The following is a 26303-nucleotide window of genomic DNA, read 5'->3' as shown; positions in this document are numbered from 1 at the left end:
ATTCCCGCGCCACCCGGCGGCGGCCATGATCCTCCCGGACGCCCTGACCGGCATCCGTAAGTGAGGAAAGGCGAACTCGCACCGCCCTCCCCCGGCCCGTTCTCCGCGAGAGCGCGAGCTGGAAGCGGGAAGACGCGAGGCGCCGTCTCAGAAACCAGCACCCGCCGCCACACCAGTTCAGGAGCGCTCCCGTGACGTCCCCCCATGTTTTCCGCGTCGTCCGCCACGGCGCCGCGGCTGTGGTCGCCGCCGCGGCCCTGACCGCGGCCGCTGCCTGTTCCTCGGCCTCCGACGAGCCGGCTACCGCCACGGCCACCAGCCCGACCGCCGGCCCGCCGACCGCCGGCCTGACCACCGTCGCCGCGGACGCAGGCGACGTGCGGGCCGCATGCGCAGCGGAAGTCGCGATCAACAGCCTCGGCTTCCCCGGGTCCGATCCCGCGGCCCCGACTCCGACCGCCGCGGAGCTGCGGGCCTTCGCGACGGCCGCCGAACCGCTGGCCGCCACGCTGCGCGCGAGCGTCCCCGCCGAGCTGACCAGCAAGGTCGACGTCCTGATCTCCGTGGTGAGTTCCGCCAGGCAGGGCCAGCCGATCGACTACGAAGGCAGTGGGCTGTTCGCCGCGGGCCAGATCGTCGACGCCTGGATGGTCGACAACTGCGGTTATCCCACGCTCGCCGTGACCAACGACGCCGGGACGCTCACCGGCCTGCCGGAGACCGCTCCCGCCGGCCCGGTCGCCATCACGTTCACCAACGCAGGCGACGACCCAGAGAAGGCCGGGTTCGTCCTGCTGTTCGCCAAGGTCAAGGACGGGGTCACCGCGACCGCGGCCGGACTCGCGGACGGGTCGACCAGCCTGGAATCGGCCACCGACATCGTCTCCGCGGTTCAGCCACAGGGTGACTCTCCCGGTTATGGCCTGGCGGAGCTGCCCGCCGGTCGCTACATCGTCGCCAGTCCGCTCGGCAGCCCGCCGGACTTCGCCGGTGGTTTCGCCGCCCGCGAGCTCCACGTCCGCTGAGCCGCCGACGTCAGCGTCGATCCCAGTCGATCCCATCCGAAGGGGACCCCATGCTCACCCGCGTCTCGGGCCGCGTTCTCGCCGTCGTCTGCCTGGTCATCGTCGCCGTCTGCTACGGAATGTCGGTAGCGGTCCACCCGGCGCCCGGCGGTGGCGGCGGCTCCGCCCTCGCCACCGTCGAGAACTTCGCCGTCCATCCCGGACGAGCGAACGCCCTGCTCGTCCTCGATCTCGGCGCCCTGCTCCTCCCCGTCGCCATCGGCCTCGTCGCGCTGCTCGCCCGGCCCGGCGCGCGGGCGCTGTCCACCTGGGCCGGCCTGCTGGGAACGGTCGTCGGCGGGGCGACCGGTGTTCTGGTGGCCATCGACATCATGTGCGCCGCCGCCGCGCACACCGCCGACCGCGAGGCCGCCGCGGAGGTCGTCGCCGCCTTCTTCGAACGACCGGTCGTGATCGTCTACCTCGCCGTGGGCGTGGCGGGTGGCCTGGCGGCCTTCGTCCTGCTCGCGATCGCGCTGATCCGCGCGAAGGTCGTCGCCTGGCCGTTCGCGGTCGCGTTCCCCCTCGGCTTTGTCGTGGGCGGACCGTTCGCGGCGCCTGTCACCGGCGTCATCTCCACCGGCCTGCTCCTCGCCGGTTTCGGCGCCTGCGCCGCGTGCATTCTGCGCTCCGGCCTTCCCGCCGTGCCCGTGCCCGCGACCGCCGCCACGACCACGACCACAACCGTGCCCGCGTCTATGCCCACGCCCGCGCGCGCAACCAAGGCCGCACCCGGGCCGGGCACCGCCCAGCAACAGTGATCCGCGCCGGCGGGACGTCCATTCATCCTCGTCAACCTGAAGGAGGAACAACAATGGCGCTGGAACAGCTTCCGGAGGATACCGACGGACAATCGGGGAGATTGCTGAACGGTCTGGACCACGTGGCGGTCATCACGGGTGACACCGAGCGGCTGATTGCCTTCTACGCCGAGGTGTTCGACGCCACCGTCCGCTATCAGGTTCCCGGGCCCGGCGGTGGCCGGATCTCCGTTCTCCAGATCGGCCCGGCTACCGCGCTCAACATCTACGAGATTCCCGGCAACACCGAGGCCCGACGTCAGGCACCGATGTTCGGCCGCGGCCGTCTCGATCATCTGGGCCTGCGGGCCGCCTCCCGGGAGACGTTCGACCTCATCCGAGATCGGCTCATCGCCCGCGACGCCTCCGACGGATTCGTCACCGATTTCGGCCCGACCCTCAGCCTGTTCTTCCGTGACCCGGACGGACTCGAGGCGGAGGTGTGCGTCCCGAATCCCGCCGGCCGGCCGGGCGTCCACAACCCGCCCGGCACACCAGCGCCCGGCTACCAGCCGGGAGTCCCGTCCCGCTCCACCACGGACGGTGCAGGGGCCGCAGGGTGATTTTCGGTGAAGCGGTCAGCGTGGGGCCTGCGCATCCCGCAGGCGCGAGCCCTCGGTGTCCTGCGGTTGGTGGCGGGCAGTGACCCAGGCGGCGATCTGAGCCCGGGAGGAGAAGCCGAGCCTGGTCAGGATGTGCTGGACGTGAGTCTGCGCGGTGCGCTCGGAGATGAACAGCTTCACGGCGATCTGCCGGTTCGTCAGTCCCTGGGCCACCAGTTCGGCGACCTCGCCCTCCCGGGGCGACAGCGGGCTGACGGCCGGCGTCCTGGCGCTCGCCGCCGTGGACGTCGCGGAGGTCGCGGCGCGCAGATCACGGGTTCGGCGGGCCCACGGTTCCATACCGAGCTGGACGGCGGCCGTCTCGGCATGGTCGAGGAGCTGACCGGCCCGGTCGAGGTCGCCGAGGTGTGCTCGACGGGTCAGGGCGGCGGCGAGCTCGCATTCGGTTTCGACGGTGAACCCGGCCGCGCCCGCGGCGCGACAGTAGGCGAGCGCGGTGTCGAGGTCCGCGACGGCGTCGTCGAGACGGCCCAGGAAGACCGCCGCCCTGCCGAGGTGGAGCTCGACAGGGCCCAGATAGTTGGCGGTCCCGGCACCGCCGACCACGAAACGCCCGCGTTCGGCGAGCAGCCGGTCGTACAGGAACTCGACGTCACGGCGTTCGCCGACCGCAACCGCGACCGCGGACCCGAACGCCCAGGTCGGCACCCGCCAGTACGGCGGCGGGCGCCAGCTCTGCACTGGCCCGGCCTCCCGGTAGGCACCGAGGGCCTCGGCCTTCCGGCCGGCGAGGACGAGCATGTGCGCGGTCCCGAGAGGCCCGCGGAAGATCCCCACTCGTGCCTCGCCACCACCGGCCGATCGGCCGGTCCGCGGGTCCGGCGAGCCCGCGGGGTCGGAGGGGTCCGGCGGGTCCGACGGCTGGCTGGCCGCCACCCGCTCCTGGCCGATGTGGGCGGCGATCATGCACTCCAGTGACCGGTAGGCGCCTGACGCGGTCGGGTGGCTGTCGGCGGGGAGTGTTGCGAGGGCCGCGCGGCCGAGCTCGAGCGCCTCGCCGTAGCGGCCGAGCGCGCCGGCGAGCGCGGCACGCACGACGAGCAGGTGCCAGCGGGCGATCGGGCCGCCGACCTGGTCGACGCACCAGCCCAGCCGGGGCAGCTCGGCCGTGACAGCCGCCAGGTCCCCACGCTCCCAGTAGGTGTCGATCCGCCACAGCCGGCCCCACATCTCCTCCCGGGGGCGGAGCAGCGTACGCCCGATCTCGGTCATCCGGTCGGCGAGCCCGGCGCGCTCGTCCACGTGTTCCGGACCGCTACGACACAGCTGGCGGGACCTCAGAGCAGCGATCACCGCAGCCGGATCGGTGACGTCGGCGGCGATCTCCAACGCCTGCCGGCTGCTCTCCTCCGCCGCGGTGACGTCGTTCAGATACACGGAGCTCTCGGCCGACCTGGCGAGCAGGCGCGCCCGGCGGGACAGAACGGCCGGGTCAGCCAGAGCAGCCGGGTCGGCCGGGTCGGCCGGGTCGGCCGGGTCAGTCAAGGCCGCCAGGTCGAGCCCGGCGAGCGCCTCGTCACACAACCGGCGCAGCTCCAGGTCCCAGGCCATCGCGCCGATGGGCTCGATACCGAGGGCGGCCCGGGCGATCAGGTCCACCCGGCCGATCCGGCGGGCGAGCGCAACTGCCTCCGTCGTCGCGGTCCGGCACGGCTCGATGTCCCTGGCCCTCCAGCGGGCACCAGCGAGGTCGATCAACAGCCGGCATCGCAGCTGTCGGTCGACCGTCGGCCCGCCCGCGTCGAGCGCGAGCTGGTAGAGCCGCGCGCTCTCCTCATACGCGAGGGAGCGCAGGGCTGCGTCCGCGGCCCGCCGGGCCCAGGCCACGGCAGGCCGCGGGTCATCGAGCGCGGCCGCGGCCCAGTGCCGTGCGATGTCCGCCAGCCGGTCATCGATCTGCCCCGCGTGGACGCGCTCGAGCGCCTCGGCCGCGGACCGGTGCAGCCGCAGCCGCTCCTGGGCCGGCGTGTCAGCCTCGATCGCCTCGCACACCAGCGCGTGGACGAACCGCCAGGCCCCGGCGGTGTCAGCGGCAGCGATCAGCCCGGCGTCGGCTGCTTCCTCCAGCGGTGGCAGGCAGTCCAGCGGTGGTCGGCCAGCCATCGCCGCCACCGTCGCCACCGAGAACTGCTCTCCCAGCACCGCGGCCGCCGCCAGCATCCGGCGGGCCGGGCCGGACAGGCCCGCCGCGCGCTGCCCCACCACCTCGACGAGCGACGCCGGCAGCCGCTGGCCGGCCAGAGCCGCGTCCGTCGTCAGCATCCGGGACAGCTCCCGGACGAAGAACGGGTTGCCGCCGGTCCGCCGGTGCACCTCCCTCGCCACGTCGTCGGCCACGGCCGTGTCGGTGACCGCCCGCACCAGGTGGGCGGTCTCCGCCTCGTCCAGTCCGGCCAGCGGCACCTGCACGGTCACCGGCTCCCGGCCCAGGTCCGGGAGAATCCTGCGCCACGGCGCCGCGCCACCGGCACCTACCGTCCGATGGGTGGCCAGGACCAGCACCCGCGCTCCGCGCAGCTCGCGAGCCAGGTAGCGCAACAGCAGGAGCGACGGCTCGTCCGCCCACTGCGCATCCTCGACCACCAGCAGCAGGCCGGAACGCTCGGCGAGCGCGAACACCCGGCGGACGACGGCGTCGAACAGCGCGATCCGGTCGGCCGCCGAGTTCGCCTCGATCATCGTCGGTAGATCCGCCGGGCCGTTCCCCTCCCCTGCCAGGTCGGAACGCAGCAGTTGCCGCCACAGCCAGAAAGGAGGGGTACCGACGCCTTCATGCGCCCGTGCCCACCGGGTGAGTGCGCCGGCGGCCGCCGCCATGTCGGCGGCCTCCGTGGCCAGCCGGGTCTTGCCGATGCCCGGCTCACCTCCGCACAGCACCAGCATCGGCGCCCCGCCGAAGGCGGCGGCAAGCCAGCCGGAGATGGCGGCACGCTCGCGTCGGCGGCCCACCAGGCCCGGTGCCCCCAAGCTCGTTCCTCTCCTGAATGTCGCGTTCTCGGTCCAACCTGGCTCCGTGTCGGGCCGGTCTCCAGCCTCTCACCCCGCGCGCCCGGGTTACCTGGCATTCAACCCGGATCGTGGAGGCCGACTCGCCGAACTCCGACCAGAGCGGCGCCGCGCAAACGCAACGCTTCGCCGCAGCGCGACCATCACGGGCCGCGGGCAGCACATGCAGAGCGTGAAACCGGGCTGAGGCCACGATTCACTCTGCGAGAATTCCGCCGAAATCCGCCTCTCATCATGAAGGAGGAGCCTTGTTTCCCTTACTGGAGCGAGCCCGCGCTCGTCACCGCGTAGCTGCCGTGGGGCTGGCTGCCGCTATGGGCGCTTTCGCGCTTTCTGTCGCGACCCCGGCCCAGGCGGCTGGCACGTTCACCTCGTACCCGACCCCCACCCCGGCTTCGATTCCCTGTGTCACGGCGGGTGGGCCGGACGGGGCGGCCTGGTTCGTCGAAGCGCTCGCCAACAAGATCGGCCGCATCGACCCGGCGACCGGCGCAACGGCGGAATTCCCGATTCCCTGGTCCACCGCACAGCTGCCGGCGTCGCTCAGCTGGCTCAATCTGCCGGTCGCGACACCCGCACCGGTTACCGCCCTGCCGTGCGCGATCACAGCCGGGCCGGACGGGAAGATCTACTTCGCCAACGGTCTGCGCAACCAGCTCGGCAGCATCGACCCGCAGACGAAGGCTTTCGCGCTTTACTCGGTTCCCGGCGTGGGGGGTAATCTCTTCCCCTTCAACGACCTGGCCGCCGACCCGGCCGGGGCGATCTGGTTCACCCAGACCACCGCCAACACGATCGGTCGATTCGACATCGCGACGAAGACCTTCACGTCCTACCCGGTGCCCACGCCGGGTGCGCTACCGATTGGTGTCTTCACCGGCTCGAACGGCGATGTGTGGTTCACTGAGGCCCTCGGGAACAAGATCGGCCGCATTGACGCGGCGACCAGAACGATCACCGAATACCCGGTCCCGAGCCTCCTCGCGGTCCCGTTCGTGATGCGTGCCGAGACGGATGGCGGCCGCTATGTCTGGTTCACCGAGCTCGGCGCCAGCAAGCTCGGCCGGATCGACACGGTCACCGGTTCGGTCAGCGAGGTCCCGGTGCCGGTCCCACTGTCGTTCCCGATCGGGATCTGCTCCTCACCGCAGGGGAAGATCTACTTCACTTATCTTCTCCGCGACAAGCTGGGTGCCTACGATCCGGCGACCGGCGTGTTCACCGAGACCTCGGTGCCCGGCGGCCCCCTCGGCCCACCCGCGGAGCTGAACTACGGTCCGGGCGATGCCGTCTGGATGGCCCAGCTGACCGGAAGCCGAGTGCTGCGCTACTCCCCGGCCTGATGCCGTCCGGTACCGCGCGGTTCCGCGGAACCGCGGTACGACCACCGACCTGGCCGTGAACCTGACCGCCGGGTAGGTACACATTTCCGGCGCCCGACCCGGGTCGTGCCCGCGCGCGATCGTTCCCTTCCGGGCATCCGCACCGGCACGGCCCGGGATTCAGGCCCTCGTCCTGCCGGCTTGGGTTCCAGCGGTCGTTGCCTGGACAGACCTCACCGATGGGCTGCCCGTGGGTCAGACCAGGGCGATGGGACGCTGCATACGCATCCGGCGGGCCCATGCAGCAGAGGAGAACGCGGTGGAAGCAGGCGGAGCTGACGAGCGGTGGTGGGTGCACTGCTGGTGTGGCGCCCTCAACGGCGAGTATCCGACTGAGGCCGCAGCCGATTCGGCTGTTCACAGCCACCCGCTCTCGGATCGACGGTGCGACGTGGTCCTGAAGAGCCCGGAGCCGCCAGGGCTCCGCTCCATGCCCCTGTTCCTGCTGGGCGACGAAAGCTGCACAGGCGCCACCATCGACCAGGACCTCGACGGCCAGTGGCAGGTGACCTGCCACTGCGCGGCGCTGGACAGTCTGCGCTTTCCGACCGATGAGGAGGCGGAGACGGCTATGGATGAGCACCTTGACGCCGAGGACGCACGCGCCCGGGGGCTCTTCGATCAACTTGCCGCAGAGAACTTCAACGACCGGTTTCCCCGCGGCTGACCGCGTCCGTTCTGGAGGTGAATCTGGCCCCGGGCCCCGGTGCGGCGCCCGGCGGCGGAGCGTTGCCGACGGGTCCGGACCCAGCTGTGTTGATCAGTATGCTGTGCGGCCTGTTGCCGACACTTCAGGAGTTTTCGTGCGCATAGTCCTGGCAGTGGCCGCCCTGACCCTGGTGGCCGGCTGTTCAGCGAGTTCAGGCGCGGACGACGCACCGGGCGCAGCCGGTGCGTCTGCGCAGGCCGGGGTTTCCGGTTTGCTGACACCCGGATCCCGGCGGCCCAGGTACAGCACCTCGGGCCCGACGCACTCGCCCGCGGCGGCTCCATCGAGGTGTTCCCTGACACGAACGGAGCCCAGGCCCGGAAGGCCTACATCGTCGAGACGATGGCGGCGAATCCGGCCTACACCGAATACGACTACGTGACGGGCGGGGTCCTCATCCGGGTCTCCCGGCTTGTCACCGCCGACCAGGTCGACATGTACGAGCAGGCTCTCGCGGAATTCGGCGGCGGGCCGACCGACGGTATCGACAGCAGTCCGGCCGCGGTCCCCCCGGCGGGATCGGCAGGCGCGGCAGGCATGGGAACGGCCGCCGAGATCACGGATCTCTACTGACGACCGGGCCCGAGCAACGGCTTCCTGCGCGCCAGCCACCGGCGACGGCGGATCCACCCTGACCCTGCCCACCATCAGCTGCCCCCGGCCACCGGCGGCCCCCGAAGCTAGCCTGGTCGAAACGGCGCAGACTGCCGTCGCGGACACAGGCACAGGCGGGCACAGGGGGAAACGGTGGCGGGCGGGACGGCGAAGCGTCCGTACAGGACATCACCGCATGTGGAACAGGCCCGGGCCGACCGGCGAGAAGCCGCGGCCCGGGCTGTCGAATCCGCCGCTCTCAACCTGTTCGAACTGCACGGATTCGACGCGGTGACCGCCGGTGACATCGCGACCGCCGCAGGGATCTCCATCCGCACCTTCTACCGCTACTTCCCCACCAAAGACGATCTTCTGCGCGCCGGTGTCCGCCGCCGGGCACAGGCCATCGCCACCGCGTTGGCCGCCCGAGCGACCGACGAACCACCCATGCGCTCCATCCGATGGGCTGTCCACGACGTCGTCGCCGCCGAGGACACCACCGACGTCGCCCGCTGGATCCGTATCTCCATGGTCAGCCCGGCCGCCAGCAACGTGATGCTCGGCATCAACGTCCTGGAACTCAACGCCGTCCTCGGCGACTTCCTCAGCACCCGCCTTGGCACCGCACGCGACAGCCTCCAACCCACGATGCTCGCGGTCGCCGCCGCGGCGATCATGATCGCCGCGCACGCACGCTGGAGCTTCCACGGCGGCGACCTCGCCACCATGCTCAGCGACGCCCTCGCCGTCCTCGACGCCATCCCCCCGAACTCATCCGATATCTGAACGGCACCGCGAGAACCGCACTGCGATGCGATGCGATGCGTTAAGTTGCGCTGCGTTGAGTTGCGGTCAGTGGTCGACCAACGAGAGGGCGCGGCGCAGGTCGTCGGGGGTTGTCGGAACCTGCATGACCAGCAGGAGGTCCGGGTATTCCACCGGTCGCAGCTGGTAGACGTCCAGGGCGATTCGGCCGGTGGCCGGATGGTCGATCGAAATCGTCGCTGGTCTGAAATCCCGGATCGGGTAGGTGTTCCACCACTGGCCGAATTCGGGGCTCGCCTCGGTCAGCACACGGACCAGCTCCACGAACCGGGCGTCGTCCGGGCGCTGGCCAACGGCCGCGCGGAACTGGCTCAGCACAGCCCGCGCGGCCGCTTCCCAGAACGGCATTCGTGCGCGGTTCTCCCTGTCCGTGAACATCATCCACAGCAGATTGCGCCGGCCTTCAGGTAACACGGCGGGATCATGCCTGATCCGAACGTACGGGGCGTTCCAGGCGATGAAGTCGAAGTACCGGTCGAACATGACGGACGGGTTCGGCGCGGTCGCGTCGACGAGACGCTGGACCCGGGGCTCGACCTCGTCCGGGACGGTTCGCGCCGGCGGCACCGGCAGGCCGGCCAGGACACGCAGGTGCCGGTGCTGGTCGGCATCGAGCCGCAGTGCGCGGGCCAGCGCGTCCACGACCTGTGCGGACGCCGCGATCGGGCGGCCCTGCTCCAGCCACGTGTACCAGGTGAGCGAGAGCCCGGCCAGCTCGGCCACCTCCTCGCGGCGCAGGCCGGGGGTCCGGCGCTGGCCGACGCCGTCAGGCAGGCCGACGTCCGCGGGCCGCAGGGCTGCCCGTCGCGCGCGCAGGAAGGTGGCCAGTTCGGCGCGATGCATAGATCCTCGTCCCCTTGCTGTCCAGGAGTCCTGGGTATCACCATCGCAACCAGGTTGTCGGCGGTGACCGTGGCTAGCTTTACGCCCCATGGATGATCGTGAGAATTCAGTTCTTGTCATCGGCGCGACCGGACAGCAGGGCGGTGCGGTGGCCCGAGCGCTGCTGGGACGCGGGCGGAAGGTGCACGCGCTGGTACGTGACCCGCAGCGGCCCGCGGCGCGGGCGCTTCAGGCGGCGGGAGCCCGGCTCGTCGTCGGCGATCTGGACGACCCGGCATCGATCCGCACGGCCATGGCGGACGTGAGCGGCGTCTTCCTGATGCTGAGCAGCGTGACCTCGGGCACCGTGAGCCTGGCGGACGTCGAGTCCGAGGTACGGCGCGGCAGACGCGCCGCCGACCTCGCGGCGCAGGCCGGCGTCGACCACCTCGTCTACAGCTCGGTTGCCGGCGCCGACCAGGACACCGGCGTTCCGCATCTGGAAAGCAAGGGGATCGTCGAAGCGCACATCCGGGATCTCGGCCTGCCTGCCACCGTCCTGCGGCCGGTGTTCTTCATGGAGAACTTCACGACCGTCACCCGCCCCGTCCTGACCGAGAACGGGCTGGTCGTCTCCCTCGCCCTGCGCCCGTCCAGCCGGCTGCCGCTGATCTCGATGGTCGACATCGGCGAGTTCGCGGCATTGGCGTTCGACGAGCCGGCGACGTTCGTCGGTCAGACCCTGGTGATCGCGGGTGACCATCTCGCCGCCTCGGAGATAGCCGAGCGGTTCGGCGAGGCGGCCGGAATTCCGGCGCGTTTTCACCAGACCCCGCTCGAGCAGCTGCGTGCCTTCGACGGGGAGGTCGCGAAGATGTTCGCCTGGTTCGATTCCGGCGTGATGGAACAGCCCGATCTGCCGGCCCTGCGTGCCCTGCACCCGAAGGTCCTGACGATGGGGGCGTGGCTGCGGTCGGCGGACTGGCGCCCGCAGAACGCCGGTGATTTCGGCGGCTGAAGCCGGTTCGTCGCGGCGACCGGCTGGGTGCAGCCAGTGCCAGAACCAACTGGCAGGCCTCGGAACAACCCGGCCGGCGACGTCCGCGTCGGGTGGTTACCCCGCTGTGCTCGGGAGAACGGTGAACAGAATCATCGCACGGTTGGGGACAAAGGTGCTGTCCCCCGTGTACTCGATGTAGACGTGGCCCTGGCTCGGTTCCGTGATGTAGGGCCGGGCCGGCTTCTCCGGAATGGTGATCGTCGCTCGGCCCTGGGAGTCGAGGGCCGCCTCGAACGGCGGCAGAGCGAGGTTCTCCGTGTTGCGTATCCTGCCGGTGGGGGTGCCGGTGATTCCGGCGACCGGCACCACCTGCACCTCGATGGTGTAGGACTGGCCGTCCACGAACGAACCGGGTGCCGAGGCGATGACCTCGACGTTCGGGGTGTTCACGGGCGTCGTGGCCCGGTTCGGCTGGTAGTTCACGTCGCCGCCGTAGTCGAGGGTCAGCGAGTGGTATCCCGGCGGCAGGTCGACATCCAGCTCACCTGTCGCGAACGGATCCGAGCCCTTCTTCTCGATTGTCACCGTGCCGAGTAGCTTGTCCCCCTCGTGCACCGTGACGGTGCCCGTCGCCGCGGGCAGCAGGCTCGAACGATCGGAGACCGGGACGACCTCGACCCAGATTCCCTCGCCGTCCGGCACGTGGGCGGCGCCGACGGTCACCGGTGTCCGGGTGTCGGCCGACGCCGAGGAGGTAGGCAGCGGGGAAGCAGCCGGCGTCGTCACGGCAGGGGTGGGCGGCGACGTCGGCGTCGGGCCCGGTGTCGAAGTGGTGGTCGTGGACGTCGTTGTCGGCCTGGGGCTCGGGCTCGCCGTCGCCGTCGGGTCACTGCCAGCGCCGCCAGGGCCCGAGGCGATCGGCTCGCACCCGGCAGCCAGGACGCCGCAGGCCGCCGATGCCGCGAGGGCGAGCATCACGGGTCGGCCTGCCTTGCCTCGTACGCAGGGGGATCGGCGGAACTTCATACGTTTCTCCAGGGTCAGTCGGTGGACGCGGCGAGGACGAAGCTGGCGCGCGGGTGCCCGCTGGCGGCGTCATCGCCGTGGGGAGAAGCAGCCCGAACCGAATCGAGCCCCGAAGACTACCGACCGACCGGTAAACTCATCGAGTCAGCCCGGAACCATTGTTCGGACATAGCCGATCAGAAATCAGTTGCTCTTCTGTTGATAATTTCGACGCTCGCCGAGGAAACACTCCGGCGCGAATACGACCAGGTCAGACAGAGCGGCCTCCCGACAGGCAGGCGATTCGGTGGGAGCGCGGCTTCGCCGGTTCGGTGGCCGCCGTGGCCCCGTTGCCCCCGGGGTGAGAAAGACGTCCGGGCGACCCGGGGTGACCTCTCTCCCCCCGGGGTGGATGGGCCCCAGGGGCGGCTCAGCCGACGCGAAGCTGCACACCAGCCAGCGTGACCTCGTCTCCCCGCCGAAGCTGACGGCCGCGGCGGGTCTCAACCTCACCGTTGACTTGGACGTCCCCGTTGGCCAGCACTGTCCTGACCTCCGCGCCCGCCTCCACGACGTCGGCGAGCTTGAGGAACTGACCAAGGCGGATGACGTCGTCACGAATACTCACTTCACGCATCCGCCCAGCATGCCGGACCATCGCAGCGCCTGGCCGGCTGGCTGGGGGCTCCGCCAGGAACGGGGAACGGCATCGGCGATACCCACAGCCGGTAACGCCCGGACCTGCCGAAACAGCACGTTGCACTTCAAAGCGCGACGCCTTTGATCTCGTGGTGACATCATGACCGAGGTTCATGCCGGACTGTCGTCCATCTCTCGTCGTTTTCTGCCCGCGAGCAAGGGAGACCAACTGTGGTGCGCTCGGGTCGGTTTCGCCGAAAACTAATGTGCACGGTCGTCGCCGTTTTTCTTGCCGCCGGCGTGCCGGCCGTGGCCGGTGCCTCGCCCGCACCGGGCACGGTCGCGAACACCTCGCCAAATGCCGTCATCGTCTGGGACCGTAACGCGCAGACCGCGATCTGGGATGTCGCCGGCCAGCAGCCGCAGGTGCAGGCGCGCAGCTTCGCGATGGTGCACGGGGCGATCTACGACGCGGTGAACGCCATCTCCGGGCGCCCTTACCAGCCCTATCTCAGCGCCCCGCGCACCAACGGCCGCGAATCGGTGGACGCGGCGGTCGGCACCGCGGCCTTCCAGGTTCTCAGCTCGCTTTTCCCCGCTCAGCAGGCGCGTCTGCAGGCACAGTACGACGAGTGGATGGCGACCGTCCCGGGCAGTACCGCCGCGAAGCGCGGCGGGGTCTCGGTGGGCGGCCAGACCGCCGACGCGATGATCCGGGCGCGCCAGGATGACGGGGCGTTCGGTGACCCGGCCTGGCCGGTGGGAACCGAGCCCGGCCAGTGGCGGCCGACCCCGCCCACCTACGCCTCCGACACGGCGTGGGTGGCGAAGCTCAAGCCGTTCCTCCTGCCGAGTACGTCGATGTTCCGCACCGCGGGCCCGCCCGCGCTGACCTCCGCCCAGTACGCCCGCGACTTCAACGAGGTCAAGGAGATCGGCGCGGTCAACAGCACCACCCGCACCCTCGACCAGACGCAGGCCGCGATCTGGTGGCATGACCGTCACCTGGGCGAGTGGGAGATCAAGCGGCAGCTGGCCACCGGCCAGCACCTGAATGTCCTGCAGACGGCGCGGATGTTCGCCATGGTGGACATCTCCGAGGCCGACGCGACCACCGCCTGCTACAACGAGAAGGCGGCCTGGATGTTCTGGCGGCCGGTGACCGCGATCCAGCTCGCGGACACCGACGGCAACCCGGCCACCGCGGCCGACCCGAACTGGATGCCGCTGCTCGTGACGCCGCCGCACCCCGATTTCACCTCGGGGCACACCTGCTTCACGGCGGCGAGCATGTCGGCGTTGGCGTACTTCTTCGGCCGGGACGACGTGACCTTCAGCGCCTACAGCGAGGCCTCGGGCACCACCCGGTATTTCCGGAGCTTCTCGCAGGCCATCGCCGAGGTGATCGAGGCCCGTATCTGGGGTGGAATCCACACCCGGACGGCTGACATCGAGGGTGCGAAGATCGGTGCGAAGACCACCGCCTACGCGGTCAGAAACTATTTCCGCCCCCGGCTGTAACGGATCCTTTTCCGTCATCGACCCGGACCTGCGGTTTCCCTGACCGTGGACGGTGATACGGAGAAGGATCACTGAAAGTCAGGGGCCGGCCGCCCGGGCTGCGGGTGATATTCCGCAGCGTGGGCGGCCGGCGTCCCGACTATTGGCGTGGGCGTGGGCGTGGCGGGGATTCGCAATCTGACCGGATCCGCCCCTGCGGGAAGGCGGCGGAGCCGTCAGGTACCGGCGGGCTCGTAGCCGAGGCTGCGGGCCGGTGCGTCGGTGCGGATGTCGGTCCGGTCGGTGAGCTCGTCGGCGGGGGACGTCCGGTGGCGGGGGACGAGCAGGGAGCCGAGCGTTCCGACGCCGGTCGCGACCGCGCCGACGACCAGGGCGACGCGGATGCCGTCGGTGAAGTCGGCGGCGCTGGCGTAGCCACCGGCCGCGGCGAACACCGAGGCGAGGACCGCGATACCGAAGACGCCGCCGACCTCACGGAAAGCGTTGTTGACCCCGGAGGCCACACCCTCGAACTCGGTCGGAACCGACCCCATGACCACGTTCGCGACCGGGACGAAGAACAGGGCCATGCCGACGCCGGAGACGATGAAGGCGGGGACAAGGGTCAGGAACGACGTGTCGGGGGCCAGATCGGCGCGCAGCCACAGCAGCCCGCCGGTCATCATGGCCAGGCCGGTGACCATCAGCGGGCGCCCGCCGATCCGGTCGGACAGCGGGCCGGCGATCGGCGCGACGATCAGCGGCATCACCGTCCAGGGCAGGGTGCGCAGACCTGCGCCCAGCGGTGAGTAGCCCATGACGTTCTGCAGGTACTGGGAGATCAGGAAGATCGAGCCGAACATCCCGAAGGAGAACAGCACCGCGACCGCGTTGACCGCGGCGAACCCGCGGCGGCGGAACAGGCTCACCGGCAGCATCGGCGCGCCGCCGCGCCGCTCGGACCGCAGCTCCCAGGCAACGAACGCGACCAGTCCGACCACGCCGGCGATCAGTGCACTGAGCACCCCGGCGCTCGTCCAGCCGTGGTCCTGCCCACGGACCACACCGAGGACCACCCCGAACAGGCCCAGGCTGACCAGGACGGTTCCCGTGACGTCCAGCCGGCTGGACGGCTCACGGCTCTCGGTGAGGCGGGTGAAAGCCAGGGGGATCACAGCGAGGCCCAGCGGGACGTTCACCCAGAAGATCCACTGCCAGGCCGCCCCCTGCGTGATGGCCCCGCCGACCAGCGGCCCGAGTGCGATGGCCAGACCGGAGACCGCGCCCCAGATGCCCAGTGCGGCGCCGCGGCGCTCCGCCGGGACCGCGGCCGACAGCAGGGTCATCGACAGCGGCAGCACGATCGCCCCACCGACGCCCTGCACCGCTCGGGCGGCGATGAGCGTGCTGACGCCCGGCGCCAGCGCGGCGGCGGCACTGGCCACCGTGAAGATCGCCAAACCGGCAGCGAAGACCCGGCGCCGGCCGAGCCTGTCCCCCAGCGCCGCCGCGGGCAGCAGGAGGACGGCGAAGCTGAGGGTGTAGGCGTTAACGGTCCATTCCAGCTCGGCCAGGCTGGCGTGGAGGTGCTCGCGGATCGACGGGAGCGCCATCGTGACCACCAGGTTGTCCAGGGAGGTCATGAAGGCGGCGATGCAGGTGACGACGAAGGTCCAGGTGAGGCGGTTCCGTTCGGTGGCCATCAGGCCTTCCCTCCAAGGTAGTGACTGACCACTTCCTTACGCGGTCAAAAAAATGCCGCGGATGACTCGTGTTGCTGCTCAGTCGATGCCGGCCACATCGGCGTCGGCGGACTCGGAGACCGGGCCTGTGAAGCCTTCGGCCAGCACCTTCTTGCTCACCCCGACGCCCACGCCATCCGTGCAGATGATCTGCGCCCAGCGCTCGTCGAGGGCGGGCAGATCCATGGCCGCCGAGACGTTGCAGAGCATCCCCATGGCGAAGAAGGCACGCACGACGTCGACATCCAGGCCGCTGAGACGCTCGACCGCGTACCAGAGATCCCGGAACCCCCGCCGCGTCACAGCCCTGATGTCCGGATCGCCGCACGCGGCGTACGCCTGCATCTGCATCAGCAGGTAGCTGGGTTCGGCCAGCAGGTCGTTGTAGGCCACAGCCATAGCGGCCATGGCCTCCTGGCCGGACCGCTCCCCCGCCGCGGCCTCGAAGGCCGCGACCGTTCGGGCGAAGGTCTCCTTCACGGCCGCCAGGAACAGGCCCTTCTTAGAGCCGAACAGCCGGAACAGGTAGGGCTGGGAGATGCCGGCCGCCGAGGCGATCGACTCGGTCGACGTGCCTTCCAGCCCGCCCCGCGCGAACTCCGACACCGCCGCGGCGAGCACCGACACACGGCGTTCCTCCGCCGTCAGCCTTGTCCCTGTCGCTGCCACAAGAGCGAAGGTAGTGGCCAATCACTACTTCGTCAAGCGGACGAGCCACGTCCAGGGGCACCCCCCGGGACCAGTCGACGCCGGGCAGCTCGCCGGGCCAGCGCACGGCTGCCAGTCGGCGGTGCAGGTCGTCGAGGTCCGCCTGGGGGATGTCGATCCGGAACCGGTTGATCGTTTCGCTCATACCCGGAACGCTGGAGATCCTCGCGGACAGTCCCCGTCCTCAGATTTCCGCGTTGGCGGCAGCGGCCAGCTCCGTGGCTGAGGCGGCGTGGCCGAGCCGGCGGGCGAGCGCGCGGATGTGGTCCCTGAGTTCGGGCGGTTCGAGGACCTGGAAGTCGATGCCCTTCAGCGCGACGTAAAGGGCGATCTTGTCGAGGGAGTCGCCGCCCGCGTGGAACAGGCAGCTGTCGGCGTCGCGGGGCTCGAGCCGGCCCGAGGTGGGCGAGGTGTGCTCGGCGACGACCTGAAGCGGCGCGTGAAACAGGATCGTCGCCTGATACCGGTACGGAGCGGCGGTGAGGGCGTTCGCGACATAGGCATGCGCTCCCTCGGCGGGCTCGGGCCGGGGCGTGAAGCGTGGCCCGGGCTGCGGTGGTGCCGGGTCCATGCGGTCGACGCGGAAGGTACGCCAGTCGTCGCGGTCGAGGTCGAAGGCGAGCAGGTACCAGCGTCGGCCGGTGTGCACGAGGCGGTACGGCTCGACGCGGCGGGTGCGCTGCTGATATCCGAATCGGACGCCTTCGTGGGCCCGGCAGGCGGCGGCCAGCGCAAGGAGCAGATCGGGGTCCACGGTCGGGCCGGGGCCGGTCAGCGGCAGGATGGCCGACCGCATCGCGTCGACCCGATGGCGCAGCCGGGACGGCAGGACCTGTTCGAGCTTGGCGAGCGCACGCAGCGACGTCTCCTCGAGCCCGGTGACCGTCCCGGTGGCGGCGCGCAGGCCGACGGCCACGGCGACGGCCTCGTCGTCGTCGAGCAGCAGCGGGGGCAGGGCGGCGCCCGCGCCGAGCCGGTACCCGCCGCGGGTGCCGGTGGCGGACTCGACGGGGTAGCCGAGGTCGCGCAACCGGTCGACGTCGCGGCGCACCGTGCGGGTGGTGACAGCGAGGCGCTCGGCGAGCTCGGCGCCGGGCCAGTCGCGGCGGGACTGCAGCAGGGACAGCAGCCGTAACAGCCGGGCCGACGTTTCCAGCATCCGCGTGCAGCTCCCTTCGGGCTGAGGACCGAATCCGTCCTCAGGAGTCTCCAGGGTGGCTGGTACCGGCCCGCCGACCGGGCCACCTTCTCGAGATCGAGGGCAACCGAGAGATGACACGAGAGACGACACGCATCTACCTGGAAAAGGGCCGGACGAAGATCGTCGCCTGCGCGCTGGACTGGCCCGGCTGGGCGCGCATCGGCACCACCGAGGACCGCGCCGTGGCCGCGCTGACCGCGTACACCGACCGGTACCGTCTGATCACCACCGGCGCGGAGCTGACCTTCGCACCCGGCCCGATCGACATCGTCGACACGGTGACCGGTGTCAACACCACCGACTGGGGCGCACCCGGCGTTCCCGTCGCAGCGGACAGCGGCCCCTACGGCGTCGCGGCGGCGCAGCGCGCCGTCGCGGTACTACAGACCGCCTGGCGCACCCTCGACGACCTCGCCCGGTCGGCCCCGCGAACGCTGCGCAAGGGGCCCCGCGGCGGCGGGCGTGACCGCGACGAGATCGTCGCCCACGTCATCGACAACGAGCGCGCCTACGCACGGAAGATCGGCATCCGGCATCGGCGGTTCCCGGCCGACGACCGGGCCGCGCTGACCGCCCTGCGTGCCGAGATCCTCGAGGTGCTGGGCACCCCCGCCGACGGCGTGCCGCTCACCGGCGGCGGCTGGCCACCGGCCTACGCCGCCCGCCGATTCGCCTGGCACGCCCTCGACCACGTCTGGGAGATCCAGGACAAGTCCTGAGCTGGGCCGCTCCGCCTTCGGCGTCCGAGGCGTCCGAGGCGTCCGAGGCGTCCGAGCGTCACCCGTCCGTATCGGGGGTGGCGCACCAGGGCCGCTCCTCGTAGCGAATGCCGTGCCGGGCGGCGATCGGGTTGATCTTCGCCGGATCGAGCACCCCATCGGTGAGGACGGTCGGGCCGGCCTCGAAAAGGTCCTCCAGGTAGCGCTCCCAGCCACCGGGCGAGGAGATCTGCAGCACCCGAGGGGGTGGCGTCGAGATGCGGCGCAGCGCGTGGGGAACGCCCCGCGGCAGCAGCGTGAACATGCCCGCCGACGCCGTGTAGGTCCGGTCCTCGAAGTCGACGCCCAGCACACCTTCCAACACGTAGATGCACTCGTCCGCGTGCAGATGAACATGCCGGGGGATGTCGGCCGCCACGGACACCTCAAGGAGGGAGAAGCTCCCTGCGGTGTCCTCGGTGCGCGCCTTGACCGCGAAGGCAGGCGGCAGGGGAACGCGGCCCGGCCGGGTCTGGGCGTCGCCGAGCATGATGAAGCGATCGTCAGGCATCGCTGGTCGCCTCCAGGGGCGGAAAGAAGATCTGGGACAAGTTGTTCCGAAGATATGGAACAGCTTGCCCCGAAGTTCACCGGCGGGCAAGTGCCGACGCAGTCGAACCATGGGCGGGGTCGCCCCAGAACCCGAAGGGGGTCACGCCACGTGGCCAGCGAGCCTGCGCACTCGCCGGACGGCGGGACGGTTGATCCGCGCGTGCTGCGCAGCCGCGCCGCCGCCCTCGCCGCAGCGCGCGCGATCCTGCTCGAAGACGGATGGGAGGCCGTCACCCACGTCGCGGTCGCCACCCGAAGCGGGGTCGGGCGAACCACTCTCTACCGGCACTGGCCGGACACCATCGCACTCCTGCGCGACGTGCTCCGCGAGCAGATGGAGATCGATCACACCGTTCCCACCGGCGTCCTGCGCGACGACCTGACCAGTGAGCTGGAGGTGCTGCGCGGCCAGCTCCACCGACCGCCGCTGGAACGGACGATGCGGACGATGATCGAACGCGCGCCGACCCATCCGGCCTATGGCGAGCTCAAGGAGTTCCTGTACCAGGAGGGCTCGCGCGTCCTCGGGGAAATTGTCCGCTCCGGGATCGCGCGGGGTGAGCTCGACGCACGGCTCGACCCGTCCCGGGCGGTCGACCAACTGGCCGGACCGCTGATCTACCGGCGGCTCCTCGCCGGGCAGACCTTCACCACCACCTACGTTCATGATCTTGTTGACGACTTCCTTCGGGCGCACCGCCCCCGCCCGTGATCCCCCAGCCGATCCGGTGTCGGTCAGCTCAGCCCGAGACGGGAAAAGGTTCTCCCTGATCACGTTGAATCGCGCGCCGCACGAGCGGAACATCCGGTGTCGGTATCCCGAGTTCCAGTCGTCCTGACGTCGACTGGCAGACGACGATCCTGAACAGATCAGCCTGGATCTTGAAACTCTCCGCGCCCCGGACCTCGCGTACCTGCTCAACATCGAGCCGGGGCGGCAGACGTGTCACCCGGTTACGGCGCCAGTAGTAGAAGGACCGCCACGTCAACGTTCTCCCGTCGAGGATCAGAACCCCGAAAGACCAACGAGGTGGCATGGCATCCGCGGTGCCGCGCAGAAAACACGTGACAGCCACGGGATTTTCGACGAGCCGGCCTGCGTCCATCTCGGCCGTGACCCGGCTGACGGCATCCGGGTCGGACGGTCTCAACAGTCCACGAAGAACGTCGAGGGCGGTCCGGCTGCCAGGTGATCGTCGTGTGCGGGACACGAGTGAAATGATGGCCCATCGAGCCGTGGTCCGGAGAGGGCGGACGACGCCTGCGCTGTATCAGCGCTTACGGCGCCCCGGACGATCGCGTCACCGGCGCTGGGCTCTCAGGGCTTGCCCGAGCCCACGAAGCCGGATTCGTAGGCGATGATGACCGCCTGGGTGCGGTCACGAGCGCCGAGCTTGGCGAGCACGCTGCTCACGTGGGTTTTGACGGTCTGGGCGCCGAGGTACAACCGGCTGGCGATCTCGTTGTTGGACAGTCCCTCACTGATCAGTCGAAGCACTTCGGACTCCCGATCGGTGAGCGCGGCCCGTCGCATCGTCTCCTGGGCCGCCCGGTTCCGCCGGCTGCCCGCCATGTGTCGGATTGCCTCGGGAAACAGCAGGATGTCGCTGCGGGCAATCGTTCGGACGGCCTGGATGATCTCTTCCGGCCGGGCTCTTTTGAGCAGGAACCCGCTGGCCCCACCACGGAGCGCCTCGTAGACGTAGTCGTCCAGCTCGAAGGTGGTCAGCACCAGGATCTTCGGAGGCTCGGCGACTTCTCTGAGGATTTCCCGAATGGCGGCCAGCCCGTCGACCTTCGGCATGCGGACGTCCATGATGACGACGTCCGGATTCCTCTCCCGGATCAGTGGCACGACCTGCGAGCCGTCCGGGGCCTCCCCTACGACGACGATCTCGCCACACGACTCCAGGATGGCCCGCAGGCCCACCCGCACCAGCTCCTCGTCGTCCACGAGGAGCGCTGAGACCTGGGTGCGGCTACTGGGCATTTTCGGTACTCGCCGGTGGATTCTGACGCCGCTCGTGATCAACGGCTGATTCGCCGACCGGGCCCGTGGCCGGCGACGGCGGTACCTCGAGGACGAAGAACAGGAAGGTGGTTCTGGTCGAAAGATCACGGAAGCCGTCGGGGAACAGCTCACGTGCGGCCGGGTCGGGCTGCGGCTCGCTGATGCTCGAAAGACGGAAGCCGGCGGCGGTGAAGGCATCGGTCATCGCATGCAGCGGCTTGCGCCAGAACCGCATCGGGACGGACTGCCCGTTGAGCGTCCAGCTGAAGTCATAACTGGTGGTCGCGAAGTAGTCAGGCCGAGGTTTGCTGATCATAAAGGCCACGAAAGGATGGTCCACCGACGCGATCAGCCGGCCGCCGGGCCTGAGGACTCGCCGCAGCTCGGCCAGTGTCGGCCCCCATTCCTCCAGATAGTGCAGCACCAGTGACGCGACCACGTCGTCGAACGCGCCGTCGGTGAACGGCAGGCGGTCGCGCAGGTCGACCAGCTGCAGGGCCATGTCGCTCCCCAGACGTCGCCTGGCCAACGCCAGCATTTCGGCGCTGGCATCGATGCCGGTGACGACCGCACCGCGATCGCGCAGCGCGGCAGACAGGGGCCCGGTGCCGCAGCCCGCGTCCAGGATCCGACGGCCGGCCACATCTCCGGCCAGGTCCAACATGGCGGGGCGCTCATAGAACGCGTTCACGAGACTGTTCTCGGTCTCCGCCGAGTACGCCTGCGCAAAGCTGTCGTAGTCATTCACCCGGGCCGAATCCTCGGACTGGGCAGGATACTCGGGCACATCGGCTGCTCGATCCACCGACGCAGCCTAATAGGTCAACGTCGATTGGTGGGGCACGGCCCGCGCCGCTGCCGCGCGAGCCGCTCGGAGACGCCCCATCACCGGGAACGGCCTGAACGTCGGATCCCAGGACGAGAGGCAGCCTGGCTTCGAGGATCCAGTTGTCGTTCTGGGGTTTCGCGCTGAAATCGCCGCCGAGGAGAATGGCACGTTCCCTCGCGCCTCGCAGGCCTTTGCCGCCCTGCCTCGGTGGACCGGCGGACCTGGCGGGCAGCAGACTGACGACACGCAGCTCCAGACAGACGTCGTCGACAACGACGTCGATCGTCACCGGGCCACCCGGCGCATGCCGCAGCACGTTGGTCACCGCCTCCTGCAGGATCCGGTAGGCCTCCCGCGACACGACCCCGGGGACACCGTCGATCCGCGGACTGATGGCAGCCAGGATCGGAGTTCCGGCGGTGCGCGCGTTGTCCAGCAGGGTGTCGAGCTCGGCGAGCGTGGGACGGGCTCGCGGCCCGTCGTCCGCGTCACGCAGCACTGCCAGCGTCCGCTCGAGATCGCCCAGGGCGCGCCGCCCGGCATCCTCGATCACCGTCAGGGCACGGTGGACGAACTCGGGATCGGTCGCCGCAAGCCCCCTCGCCGCACCGGCCTGCAGGATGGTCAGGGTGAGGGCGTGGCCGATGGAGTCGTGCAGCTCCGCGGCGAGTCGGTTGCGCTCCAGGAGCTGCTCGGCCCGGTACTCGACCTCGGCCAGCCGCTCCGCCGCAGACGGGCCGAGCAGAGCGCGGGCCGCTCGAGCCTGAAACACACCGACCGCGGCGATCACCCCCAGCAGAGCGAGGATCAGGGGCGGCACCAGGAACGGGCCCAACAGACGGCCGTCCGCGGAAAGCACCCGGATTCCGGTGGCCTGCAGCGGCTCCGGCCGAAAAGGGGCGAGCGCGAGCCGGCCGGCGAGCAGGACCGAGTTGACCGTCAGCGCGAGAACGGCGACACCGAGCCAGACCCGGATGAACAACCAGAGCCCGGTCCGCAGCCGGTCAGACCGGGCGCGTGACGGGGAGAGGCTGATCGCGCCGCTTTCCGCCGGCCTCAGCAACCATCGTGCCTGGACACCCTCGGCATGCCTGGTCGCCGGCACGAGTGCAGCCACCGCCAGCACCGGCAGCGGGGAGATCAGGCAGGAGACCAGGGTGCGCGGCAGCGACTCGTCGAAGCCCGGGACCACCATGACGCACATGCCGGCGAAGACCCCGCCCATGGCCAGGTGCAGCCAGCGCGTGAAGACCGCGGGCCGCAACACGGCGGAGACGAAGATCGGCATTGCTCCATGATGCCCACGGCCGCCCCTGGAGCGCCTCCCCCGCGAGAGGGAGTCGACATTCGGACCGCAGGGGGATCCGCTCGCAGCCTGCCAGGACGCTTACTACAACCATGGCGACCAAGGAGGACCGACCGACCCGGGTGAGCATCGACGTCCGGGATCTCAGCAAACGCTATGGCTCAACCGTTGCCGTGGAACAGCTCACCTTTCGGGTCGAACCGGGTCGCGTCACCGGCTTCCTCGGCCCGAACGGGGCTGGCAAGTCGACGACCATGCGCATGATGATCGGTCTCGACCGGCCGACCGGCGGCGAGGTGCTCATCGGCGGCCGGCCCTATTCACAGATTCGGGAACCATTGCGGGAGGTCGGCGCACTCCTCGATCCGTCCGCGGTACACCCGGGGCGGCGGGCTCGTGACCAGCTGCTGGTTCTGGCCAGGAGCAACAGGATCCCGGACCGGCGGGTGGACGTGATGCTCGACCGGGTGGGCCTGGCCGGTGCGGCCAGACGCCGGCTCGGCGAGTTCTCGCTGGGAATGCGTCAGCGGCTCGGGCTCGCGGCCGCGCTGCTCGGCGAGCCTCGGGTGCTCATCCTGGACGAGCCCCTCAACGGCCTCGACCCCGAGGGCATCCAGGGGGTCCGGGGCCTGCTGAGGGAGCTTGCCGAGGGCGGCCGGGTTGTCCTGGTCTCCAGCCATCTCATGAACGAGATGGCGGTGACCGCCGATCATCTCGTCGTCATCGGCAGGGGCCGGCTCCTGGCGGACGTCAGCATGACCGATTTCGGCGCCCGGTATGGCCGCGGTCGGGTCCGCCTGCGCACGACCAGGCCGGAACGGCTGGGCAGGGCGCTCATCGCCGAGGGTCTCACCCCGGCACCGGCGAAGGGCGGGGCGTGGGAGGTGGCCGACGCCCAGCCGGACCGCATCGGCGTGGTCGCCGCACGCGAAAGGGTGCCGCTCCAGGAGCTCGCGCTGCGCAGCGACTCCCTGGAGGAGGCGTTCCTGCGGTTGACCGCGGTTTCCACCGACTTCACCGCCGAGTTCACCACCGATTCCGGGCGGAAGGGTGCGCCGGAATGACCCTGCAGCCGGTGCTGTACTCGGAATGGACCAAGATCTGGTCCGTACGGTCACTCGTCTCGTCCCTGGCGCTGTCCGTTGTGATGCTCATGGGGTTCGGTGCGTTCGCGTGCGGGGCTTACGGCGATGCCGAGGCTGCCGCAGCGGACTACGACCCGCTGGCGATTGGTTTCTGGGGCCTGAACTTCGCCCAGATCTCGTTGGCTGTCTTCGCGATGCTGTCCCTCGGCGGCGAATACGAGAAGGGCACCATCACCACCTCGCTTACGGCCGTTCCCCACCGAACCCGCTTCTACCTGGGCAAGCTGACGGCCAACGCCGGCCTGGCGCTGACAGTCGCCCTCCCGGCCGCGCCGCTGACGTTCTTCCTGACCCAGGGGCTGCTCGGCGAGCACGGCGTTTCCCTCGGCGATCCCGGCACGGTGCGCGCCGTGATCTGTCTGATCCTCTACTTTCCGCTGCTGACTCTGCTGTGCATGGGTCTGGCCGCGATGACCCGTTCCCTGGCGGCGACGCTGGGCCTGCTCCTGCCGTTCCTCTTCCTGCTGTCCCCGTTGAGCATGGAGGTCCCCGGCCTGCGGAAGGTCACCCAGTTCCTGCCGGACCGGGCCGGGCTGTACGCGATCCTGACCTCGCGGGCGGACCCTGATGTCCTCTACAGCCCATGGCTGGGCCTGCCGATCATGAGCGCCTGGGTCGCGATCGCGGTCTTCGGTGGCTGGCGGGCGCTACACCGCCGCGACGCCTGACGCGCGCGGCGCCCCTGCCCGCCGGATGGGGCGCCGGAGCGCTCTGGCGCGCCGGCTGCTTGCTGACCCCGGCAACTTCGTAGATCCTGTAAGGATGCCGGACGGCCAGGTGGGGGATGCGGCCCGACGGATCCTGACACAGGTGGCGCCATGACGCCCCACGGGTCGGCCGCCGTCAGTGCGGCGTTCGGTGTCGCGGTGTACGTGTCCACGCAGGCGCGGCCGGCGGTGGATGCGGTTCTCTCCCGAAACCCGGGCATGGCGGTCATCCAGGCGGACGAGCCCGGCCCGGACGGCTGCCGGCGGATCATCGTGGACGCCGACAGCGGGCCGACACTGTCCTGGCTGGTGGAGGCCCTCCGGGAAACGCTGGGCGCTGACCTGCTCCGGACCGAGGACCCGGTGTTCACGGTCGCCTCGACGGGGAAGCTGGGCCAGCAGCTGCGGGCGTCGACCGCGACCGGGCGGGACCTGGCGTTGCTGGATGCCGACGCGGACCGCCGGGTGATCCGTCATCTGGTCGCCCATCCGGGGCAGGTCGACAGGTTCAGCGGCCGGGCCCGCCGAGTCGCGCTGCTCAGTGACGCCAGCGCGGTGCTGGACTTCGAGTCGTTGCCAGCGGAGGCGGCGCTGCCAGCCGTCGAGTCGCAGGCAGCCCACCTGCACCGGGAGACCGGTCTGGACGTGGTGCCGATTCCGCTGTCGGCCTGTGGCCCGGGCGAACTCGCCGCGATGATCCGCATGATGGCGCCGGGGTTCGGTGCGTCGGTGCTGGTCCACACGCACGTCCGGCACATCGACGCCGTCCGCGCCACGCTGCGGGCCGCGCCCGCACCGCAACCCGCATCGCACCCGGTGCTGCTGGACGCGATCAACGACGGTCTCGCCGTGGCGGCCGTGGCGGCCGCTCTGAACCATCTGCGGCGCCGGGGTGTCGACCCCCGCCACGCCCGGGTGGCAGTCGTCGATCCGCAGCGCGGCGGGGATCTCGCCGGTCTCCTGCTGGCCGCCGGGATCCACGACCTGCTGCTGTACGACCCGGTCGCCTACGGGGTGACGCTGCTGCACGAGCTCGCGGGCCGTCTCGATCTCCTCGTCGACCTGATCGGCCTGGCTGCGCCGCCGAAAGGCCCCACGCTGCTGCGGGTCCGTCCCGAATCACCGCCCCTGCTCCCGCAGGCGACCGACGGGCCGCGGCCCCTGCACGCGCTGCCCGGACTGCTGCGCGCCGCGGTCACCGCCCACTGCCCGATCAACATGGCCGCCCGGGTCGCCGCGGTCCACGCCATCGCCGCCCAGGCCCCCTTCGGCGCGCTGCTCCCGCGGCCGGACCACCCCCAGCTCGCCCCCGCCGTCGCCGACGCCGCCCTGCCAGCACTCACCGACACCGATTCCGATACCGCTACCTGACAGT

General features: G+C 70.4%; 27 protein-coding genes. 14 read left to right on the top strand and 13 right to left on the bottom strand.

The window, feature by feature from the left end:
• The first annotated feature begins 191 nt into the window (after positions 1 to 191).
• The 3 genes from AWX74_RS03005 (at position 192) to AWX74_RS02995 (ending at position 2427) form a co-directional block, all read left to right on the top strand.
• On the top strand, positions 192 to 1025 hold the full coding sequence (locus tag AWX74_RS03005) for a hypothetical protein (protein WP_091271365.1): 834 nt from the start codon (positions 192 to 194) through the stop codon (positions 1023 to 1025).
• 50 nt (positions 1026 to 1075) lie between these two features.
• Complete coding sequence (locus AWX74_RS03000; RefSeq protein ID WP_091271363.1) at positions 1076 to 1825, top strand: hypothetical protein; 750 nt, start codon at positions 1076 to 1078, stop codon at positions 1823 to 1825.
• Between the two features lie 101 nt (positions 1826 to 1926).
• On the top strand, positions 1927 to 2427 hold the full coding sequence (locus AWX74_RS02995) for a VOC family protein (protein WP_226931073.1): 501 nt from the start codon (positions 1927 to 1929) through the stop codon (positions 2425 to 2427).
• A gap of 15 nt (positions 2428 to 2442) precedes the next feature.
• On the opposite strand, the gene AWX74_RS02990 is transcribed toward AWX74_RS02995, so the two are convergent.
• Positions 2443 to 5454, bottom strand: coding sequence for a helix-turn-helix transcriptional regulator (locus tag AWX74_RS02990; protein WP_091271359.1), 3012 nt, complete (start codon positions 5452 to 5454; stop codon positions 2443 to 2445).
• A gap of 353 nt (positions 5455 to 5807) precedes the next feature.
• On the opposite strand from AWX74_RS02990, the gene AWX74_RS02985 reads away from it, so the two are divergent.
• From AWX74_RS02985 to AWX74_RS02970, 4 genes are all read left to right on the top strand, one after another.
• The gene (locus tag AWX74_RS02985; RefSeq protein ID WP_091271357.1) at positions 5808 to 6836 is read left to right on the top strand and encodes a Vgb family protein; all 1029 of its coding nucleotides are present in this window, start codon (positions 5808 to 5810) and stop codon (positions 6834 to 6836) included.
• A gap of 469 nt (positions 6837 to 7305) precedes the next feature.
• The gene (locus AWX74_RS40620; RefSeq protein WP_193209755.1) at positions 7306 to 7542 is read left to right on the top strand and encodes a hypothetical protein; all 237 of its coding nucleotides are present in this window, start codon (positions 7306 to 7308) and stop codon (positions 7540 to 7542) included.
• Positions 7543 to 7872: 330 nt separating this feature from the next.
• The gene (locus tag AWX74_RS02975; protein ID WP_091271355.1) at positions 7873 to 8157 is read left to right on the top strand and encodes a hypothetical protein; all 285 of its coding nucleotides are present in this window, start codon (positions 7873 to 7875) and stop codon (positions 8155 to 8157) included.
• A gap of 219 nt (positions 8158 to 8376) precedes the next feature.
• Positions 8377 to 8964: a TetR family transcriptional regulator gene (locus AWX74_RS02970; RefSeq protein ID WP_242666047.1), complete on the top strand. Its 588-nt coding sequence runs from the start codon at positions 8377 to 8379 to the stop codon at positions 8962 to 8964.
• Between the two features lie 66 nt (positions 8965 to 9030).
• Here AWX74_RS02970 and AWX74_RS02965 read toward each other — a convergent pair whose 3' ends face one another.
• Positions 9031 to 9846: a helix-turn-helix transcriptional regulator gene (locus AWX74_RS02965; RefSeq protein ID WP_091271350.1), complete on the bottom strand. Its 816-nt coding sequence runs from the start codon at positions 9844 to 9846 to the stop codon at positions 9031 to 9033.
• Positions 9847 to 9934: 88 nt separating this feature from the next.
• Between AWX74_RS02965 and AWX74_RS02960 the strand changes: the two genes are divergently transcribed.
• Complete coding sequence (locus AWX74_RS02960; protein WP_091271346.1) at positions 9935 to 10843, top strand: NmrA/HSCARG family protein; 909 nt, start codon at positions 9935 to 9937, stop codon at positions 10841 to 10843.
• A gap of 96 nt (positions 10844 to 10939) precedes the next feature.
• Here the strand turns inward: AWX74_RS02960 and AWX74_RS02955 are convergent, their stop codons facing one another.
• Both AWX74_RS02955 and AWX74_RS02950 read right to left on the bottom strand, forming a co-directional pair.
• Positions 10940 to 11851 (bottom strand): Ig-like domain repeat protein, encoded by a 912-nt coding sequence (locus AWX74_RS02955; protein WP_165615448.1) that lies wholly within the window; start codon positions 11849 to 11851, stop codon positions 10940 to 10942.
• A 409-nt stretch (positions 11852 to 12260) separates the two neighbouring features.
• Positions 12261 to 12467, bottom strand: a complete 207-nt coding sequence (locus tag AWX74_RS02950) for an RNA-binding S4 domain-containing protein (RefSeq protein WP_193209756.1) — start codon at positions 12465 to 12467, stop codon at positions 12261 to 12263.
• A gap of 266 nt (positions 12468 to 12733) precedes the next feature.
• Between AWX74_RS02950 and AWX74_RS02945 the strand changes: the two genes are divergently transcribed.
• Positions 12734 to 13990, top strand: coding sequence for a vanadium-dependent haloperoxidase (locus AWX74_RS02945; protein ID WP_091271338.1), 1257 nt, complete (start codon positions 12734 to 12736; stop codon positions 13988 to 13990).
• A gap of 215 nt (positions 13991 to 14205) precedes the next feature.
• On the opposite strand, the gene AWX74_RS02940 is transcribed toward AWX74_RS02945, so the two are convergent.
• The 4 genes from AWX74_RS02940 to AWX74_RS02930 form a co-directional block, all read right to left on the bottom strand.
• On the bottom strand, positions 14206 to 15672 hold the full coding sequence (locus tag AWX74_RS02940) for a DHA2 family efflux MFS transporter permease subunit (protein ID WP_226931074.1): 1467 nt from the start codon (positions 15670 to 15672) through the stop codon (positions 14206 to 14208).
• A 78-nt stretch (positions 15673 to 15750) separates the two neighbouring features.
• Positions 15751 to 16332, bottom strand: a complete 582-nt coding sequence (locus AWX74_RS02935) for a TetR/AcrR family transcriptional regulator (RefSeq protein WP_242666076.1) — start codon at positions 16330 to 16332, stop codon at positions 15751 to 15753.
• The gene (locus AWX74_RS42785) at positions 16214 to 16564 is read right to left on the bottom strand and encodes an epoxide hydrolase N-terminal domain-containing protein (protein WP_226931075.1); all 351 of its coding nucleotides are present in this window, start codon (positions 16562 to 16564) and stop codon (positions 16214 to 16216) included. Before AWX74_RS42785 ends, AWX74_RS02935 begins: the two co-directional genes overlap by 119 nt.
• A 39-nt stretch (positions 16565 to 16603) precedes the next feature.
• Positions 16604 to 17578 (bottom strand): helix-turn-helix transcriptional regulator, encoded by a 975-nt coding sequence (locus AWX74_RS02930; protein ID WP_091271333.1) that lies wholly within the window; start codon positions 17576 to 17578, stop codon positions 16604 to 16606.
• Positions 17579 to 17691: 113 nt separating this feature from the next.
• Here AWX74_RS02930 and AWX74_RS02925 point away from each other — a divergent pair, with 113 nt between their 5' ends.
• Positions 17692 to 18339 carry a hypothetical protein gene (locus tag AWX74_RS02925; protein ID WP_091271325.1) on the top strand — a complete coding sequence of 216 codons (648 nt, stop codon included), beginning with the start codon at positions 17692 to 17694 and terminating at the stop codon, positions 18337 to 18339.
• A 58-nt stretch (positions 18340 to 18397) separates the two neighbouring features.
• Here the strand turns inward: AWX74_RS02925 and AWX74_RS02920 are convergent, their stop codons facing one another.
• Positions 18398 to 18889: a cupin domain-containing protein gene (locus tag AWX74_RS02920; protein ID WP_091271324.1), complete on the bottom strand. Its 492-nt coding sequence runs from the start codon at positions 18887 to 18889 to the stop codon at positions 18398 to 18400.
• A gap of 150 nt (positions 18890 to 19039) precedes the next feature.
• Here AWX74_RS02920 and AWX74_RS02915 point away from each other — a divergent pair, with 150 nt between their 5' ends.
• On the top strand, positions 19040 to 19642 hold the full coding sequence (locus AWX74_RS02915) for a TetR/AcrR family transcriptional regulator (protein WP_091271323.1): 603 nt from the start codon (positions 19040 to 19042) through the stop codon (positions 19640 to 19642).
• A gap of 28 nt (positions 19643 to 19670) precedes the next feature.
• Here AWX74_RS02915 and AWX74_RS02910 read toward each other — a convergent pair whose 3' ends face one another.
• The 4 genes from AWX74_RS02910 to AWX74_RS02895 form a co-directional block, all read right to left on the bottom strand.
• Entirely contained in the window at positions 19671 to 20036 is a 366-nt protein-coding gene (locus tag AWX74_RS02910; protein WP_091272018.1) for a DUF2550 family protein, read from the bottom strand.
• Between the two features lie 212 nt (positions 20037 to 20248).
• The gene (locus tag AWX74_RS02905; protein ID WP_091271322.1) at positions 20249 to 20920 is read right to left on the bottom strand and encodes a response regulator transcription factor; all 672 of its coding nucleotides are present in this window, start codon (positions 20918 to 20920) and stop codon (positions 20249 to 20251) included.
• Entirely contained in the window at positions 20910 to 21689 is a 780-nt protein-coding gene (locus tag AWX74_RS02900) for a class I SAM-dependent methyltransferase (RefSeq protein WP_207550246.1), read from the bottom strand. Before AWX74_RS02900 ends, AWX74_RS02905 begins: the two co-directional genes overlap by 11 nt.
• The gene (locus AWX74_RS02895) at positions 21682 to 23058 is read right to left on the bottom strand and encodes a sensor histidine kinase (RefSeq protein ID WP_091271320.1); all 1377 of its coding nucleotides are present in this window, start codon (positions 23056 to 23058) and stop codon (positions 21682 to 21684) included. Before AWX74_RS02895 ends, AWX74_RS02900 begins: the two co-directional genes overlap by 8 nt.
• 110 nt (positions 23059 to 23168) lie before the next feature.
• On the opposite strand from AWX74_RS02895, the gene AWX74_RS02890 reads away from it, so the two are divergent.
• The 3 genes from AWX74_RS02890 (at position 23169) to AWX74_RS02880 (ending at position 26299) form a co-directional block, all read left to right on the top strand.
• Positions 23169 to 24140 carry an ABC transporter ATP-binding protein gene (locus AWX74_RS02890; protein WP_091271319.1) on the top strand — a complete coding sequence of 324 codons (972 nt, stop codon included), beginning with the start codon at positions 23169 to 23171 and terminating at the stop codon, positions 24138 to 24140.
• Positions 24137 to 24889: an ABC transporter permease gene (locus AWX74_RS02885; RefSeq protein ID WP_091271318.1), complete on the top strand. Its 753-nt coding sequence runs from the start codon at positions 24137 to 24139 to the stop codon at positions 24887 to 24889. The genes AWX74_RS02890 and AWX74_RS02885 overlap by 4 nt, the downstream gene beginning before the upstream one ends.
• A 150-nt stretch (positions 24890 to 25039) precedes the next feature.
• Positions 25040 to 26299, top strand: coding sequence for a malic enzyme-like protein (locus AWX74_RS02880; protein ID WP_091271317.1), 1260 nt, complete (start codon positions 25040 to 25042; stop codon positions 26297 to 26299).
• Positions 26300 to 26303 lie beyond the last annotated feature (4 nt).

Origin of the sequence: Parafrankia irregularis, from assembly GCF_001536285.1 — a bacterium.
In the GTDB taxonomy this organism is placed as follows: domain Bacteria; phylum Actinomycetota; class Actinomycetes; order Frankiales; family Frankiaceae; genus Parafrankia; species Parafrankia irregularis.
Note: the sequence above shows the minus strand (reverse complement) of the source record. Positions and strands in the feature narration are given on the sequence as shown.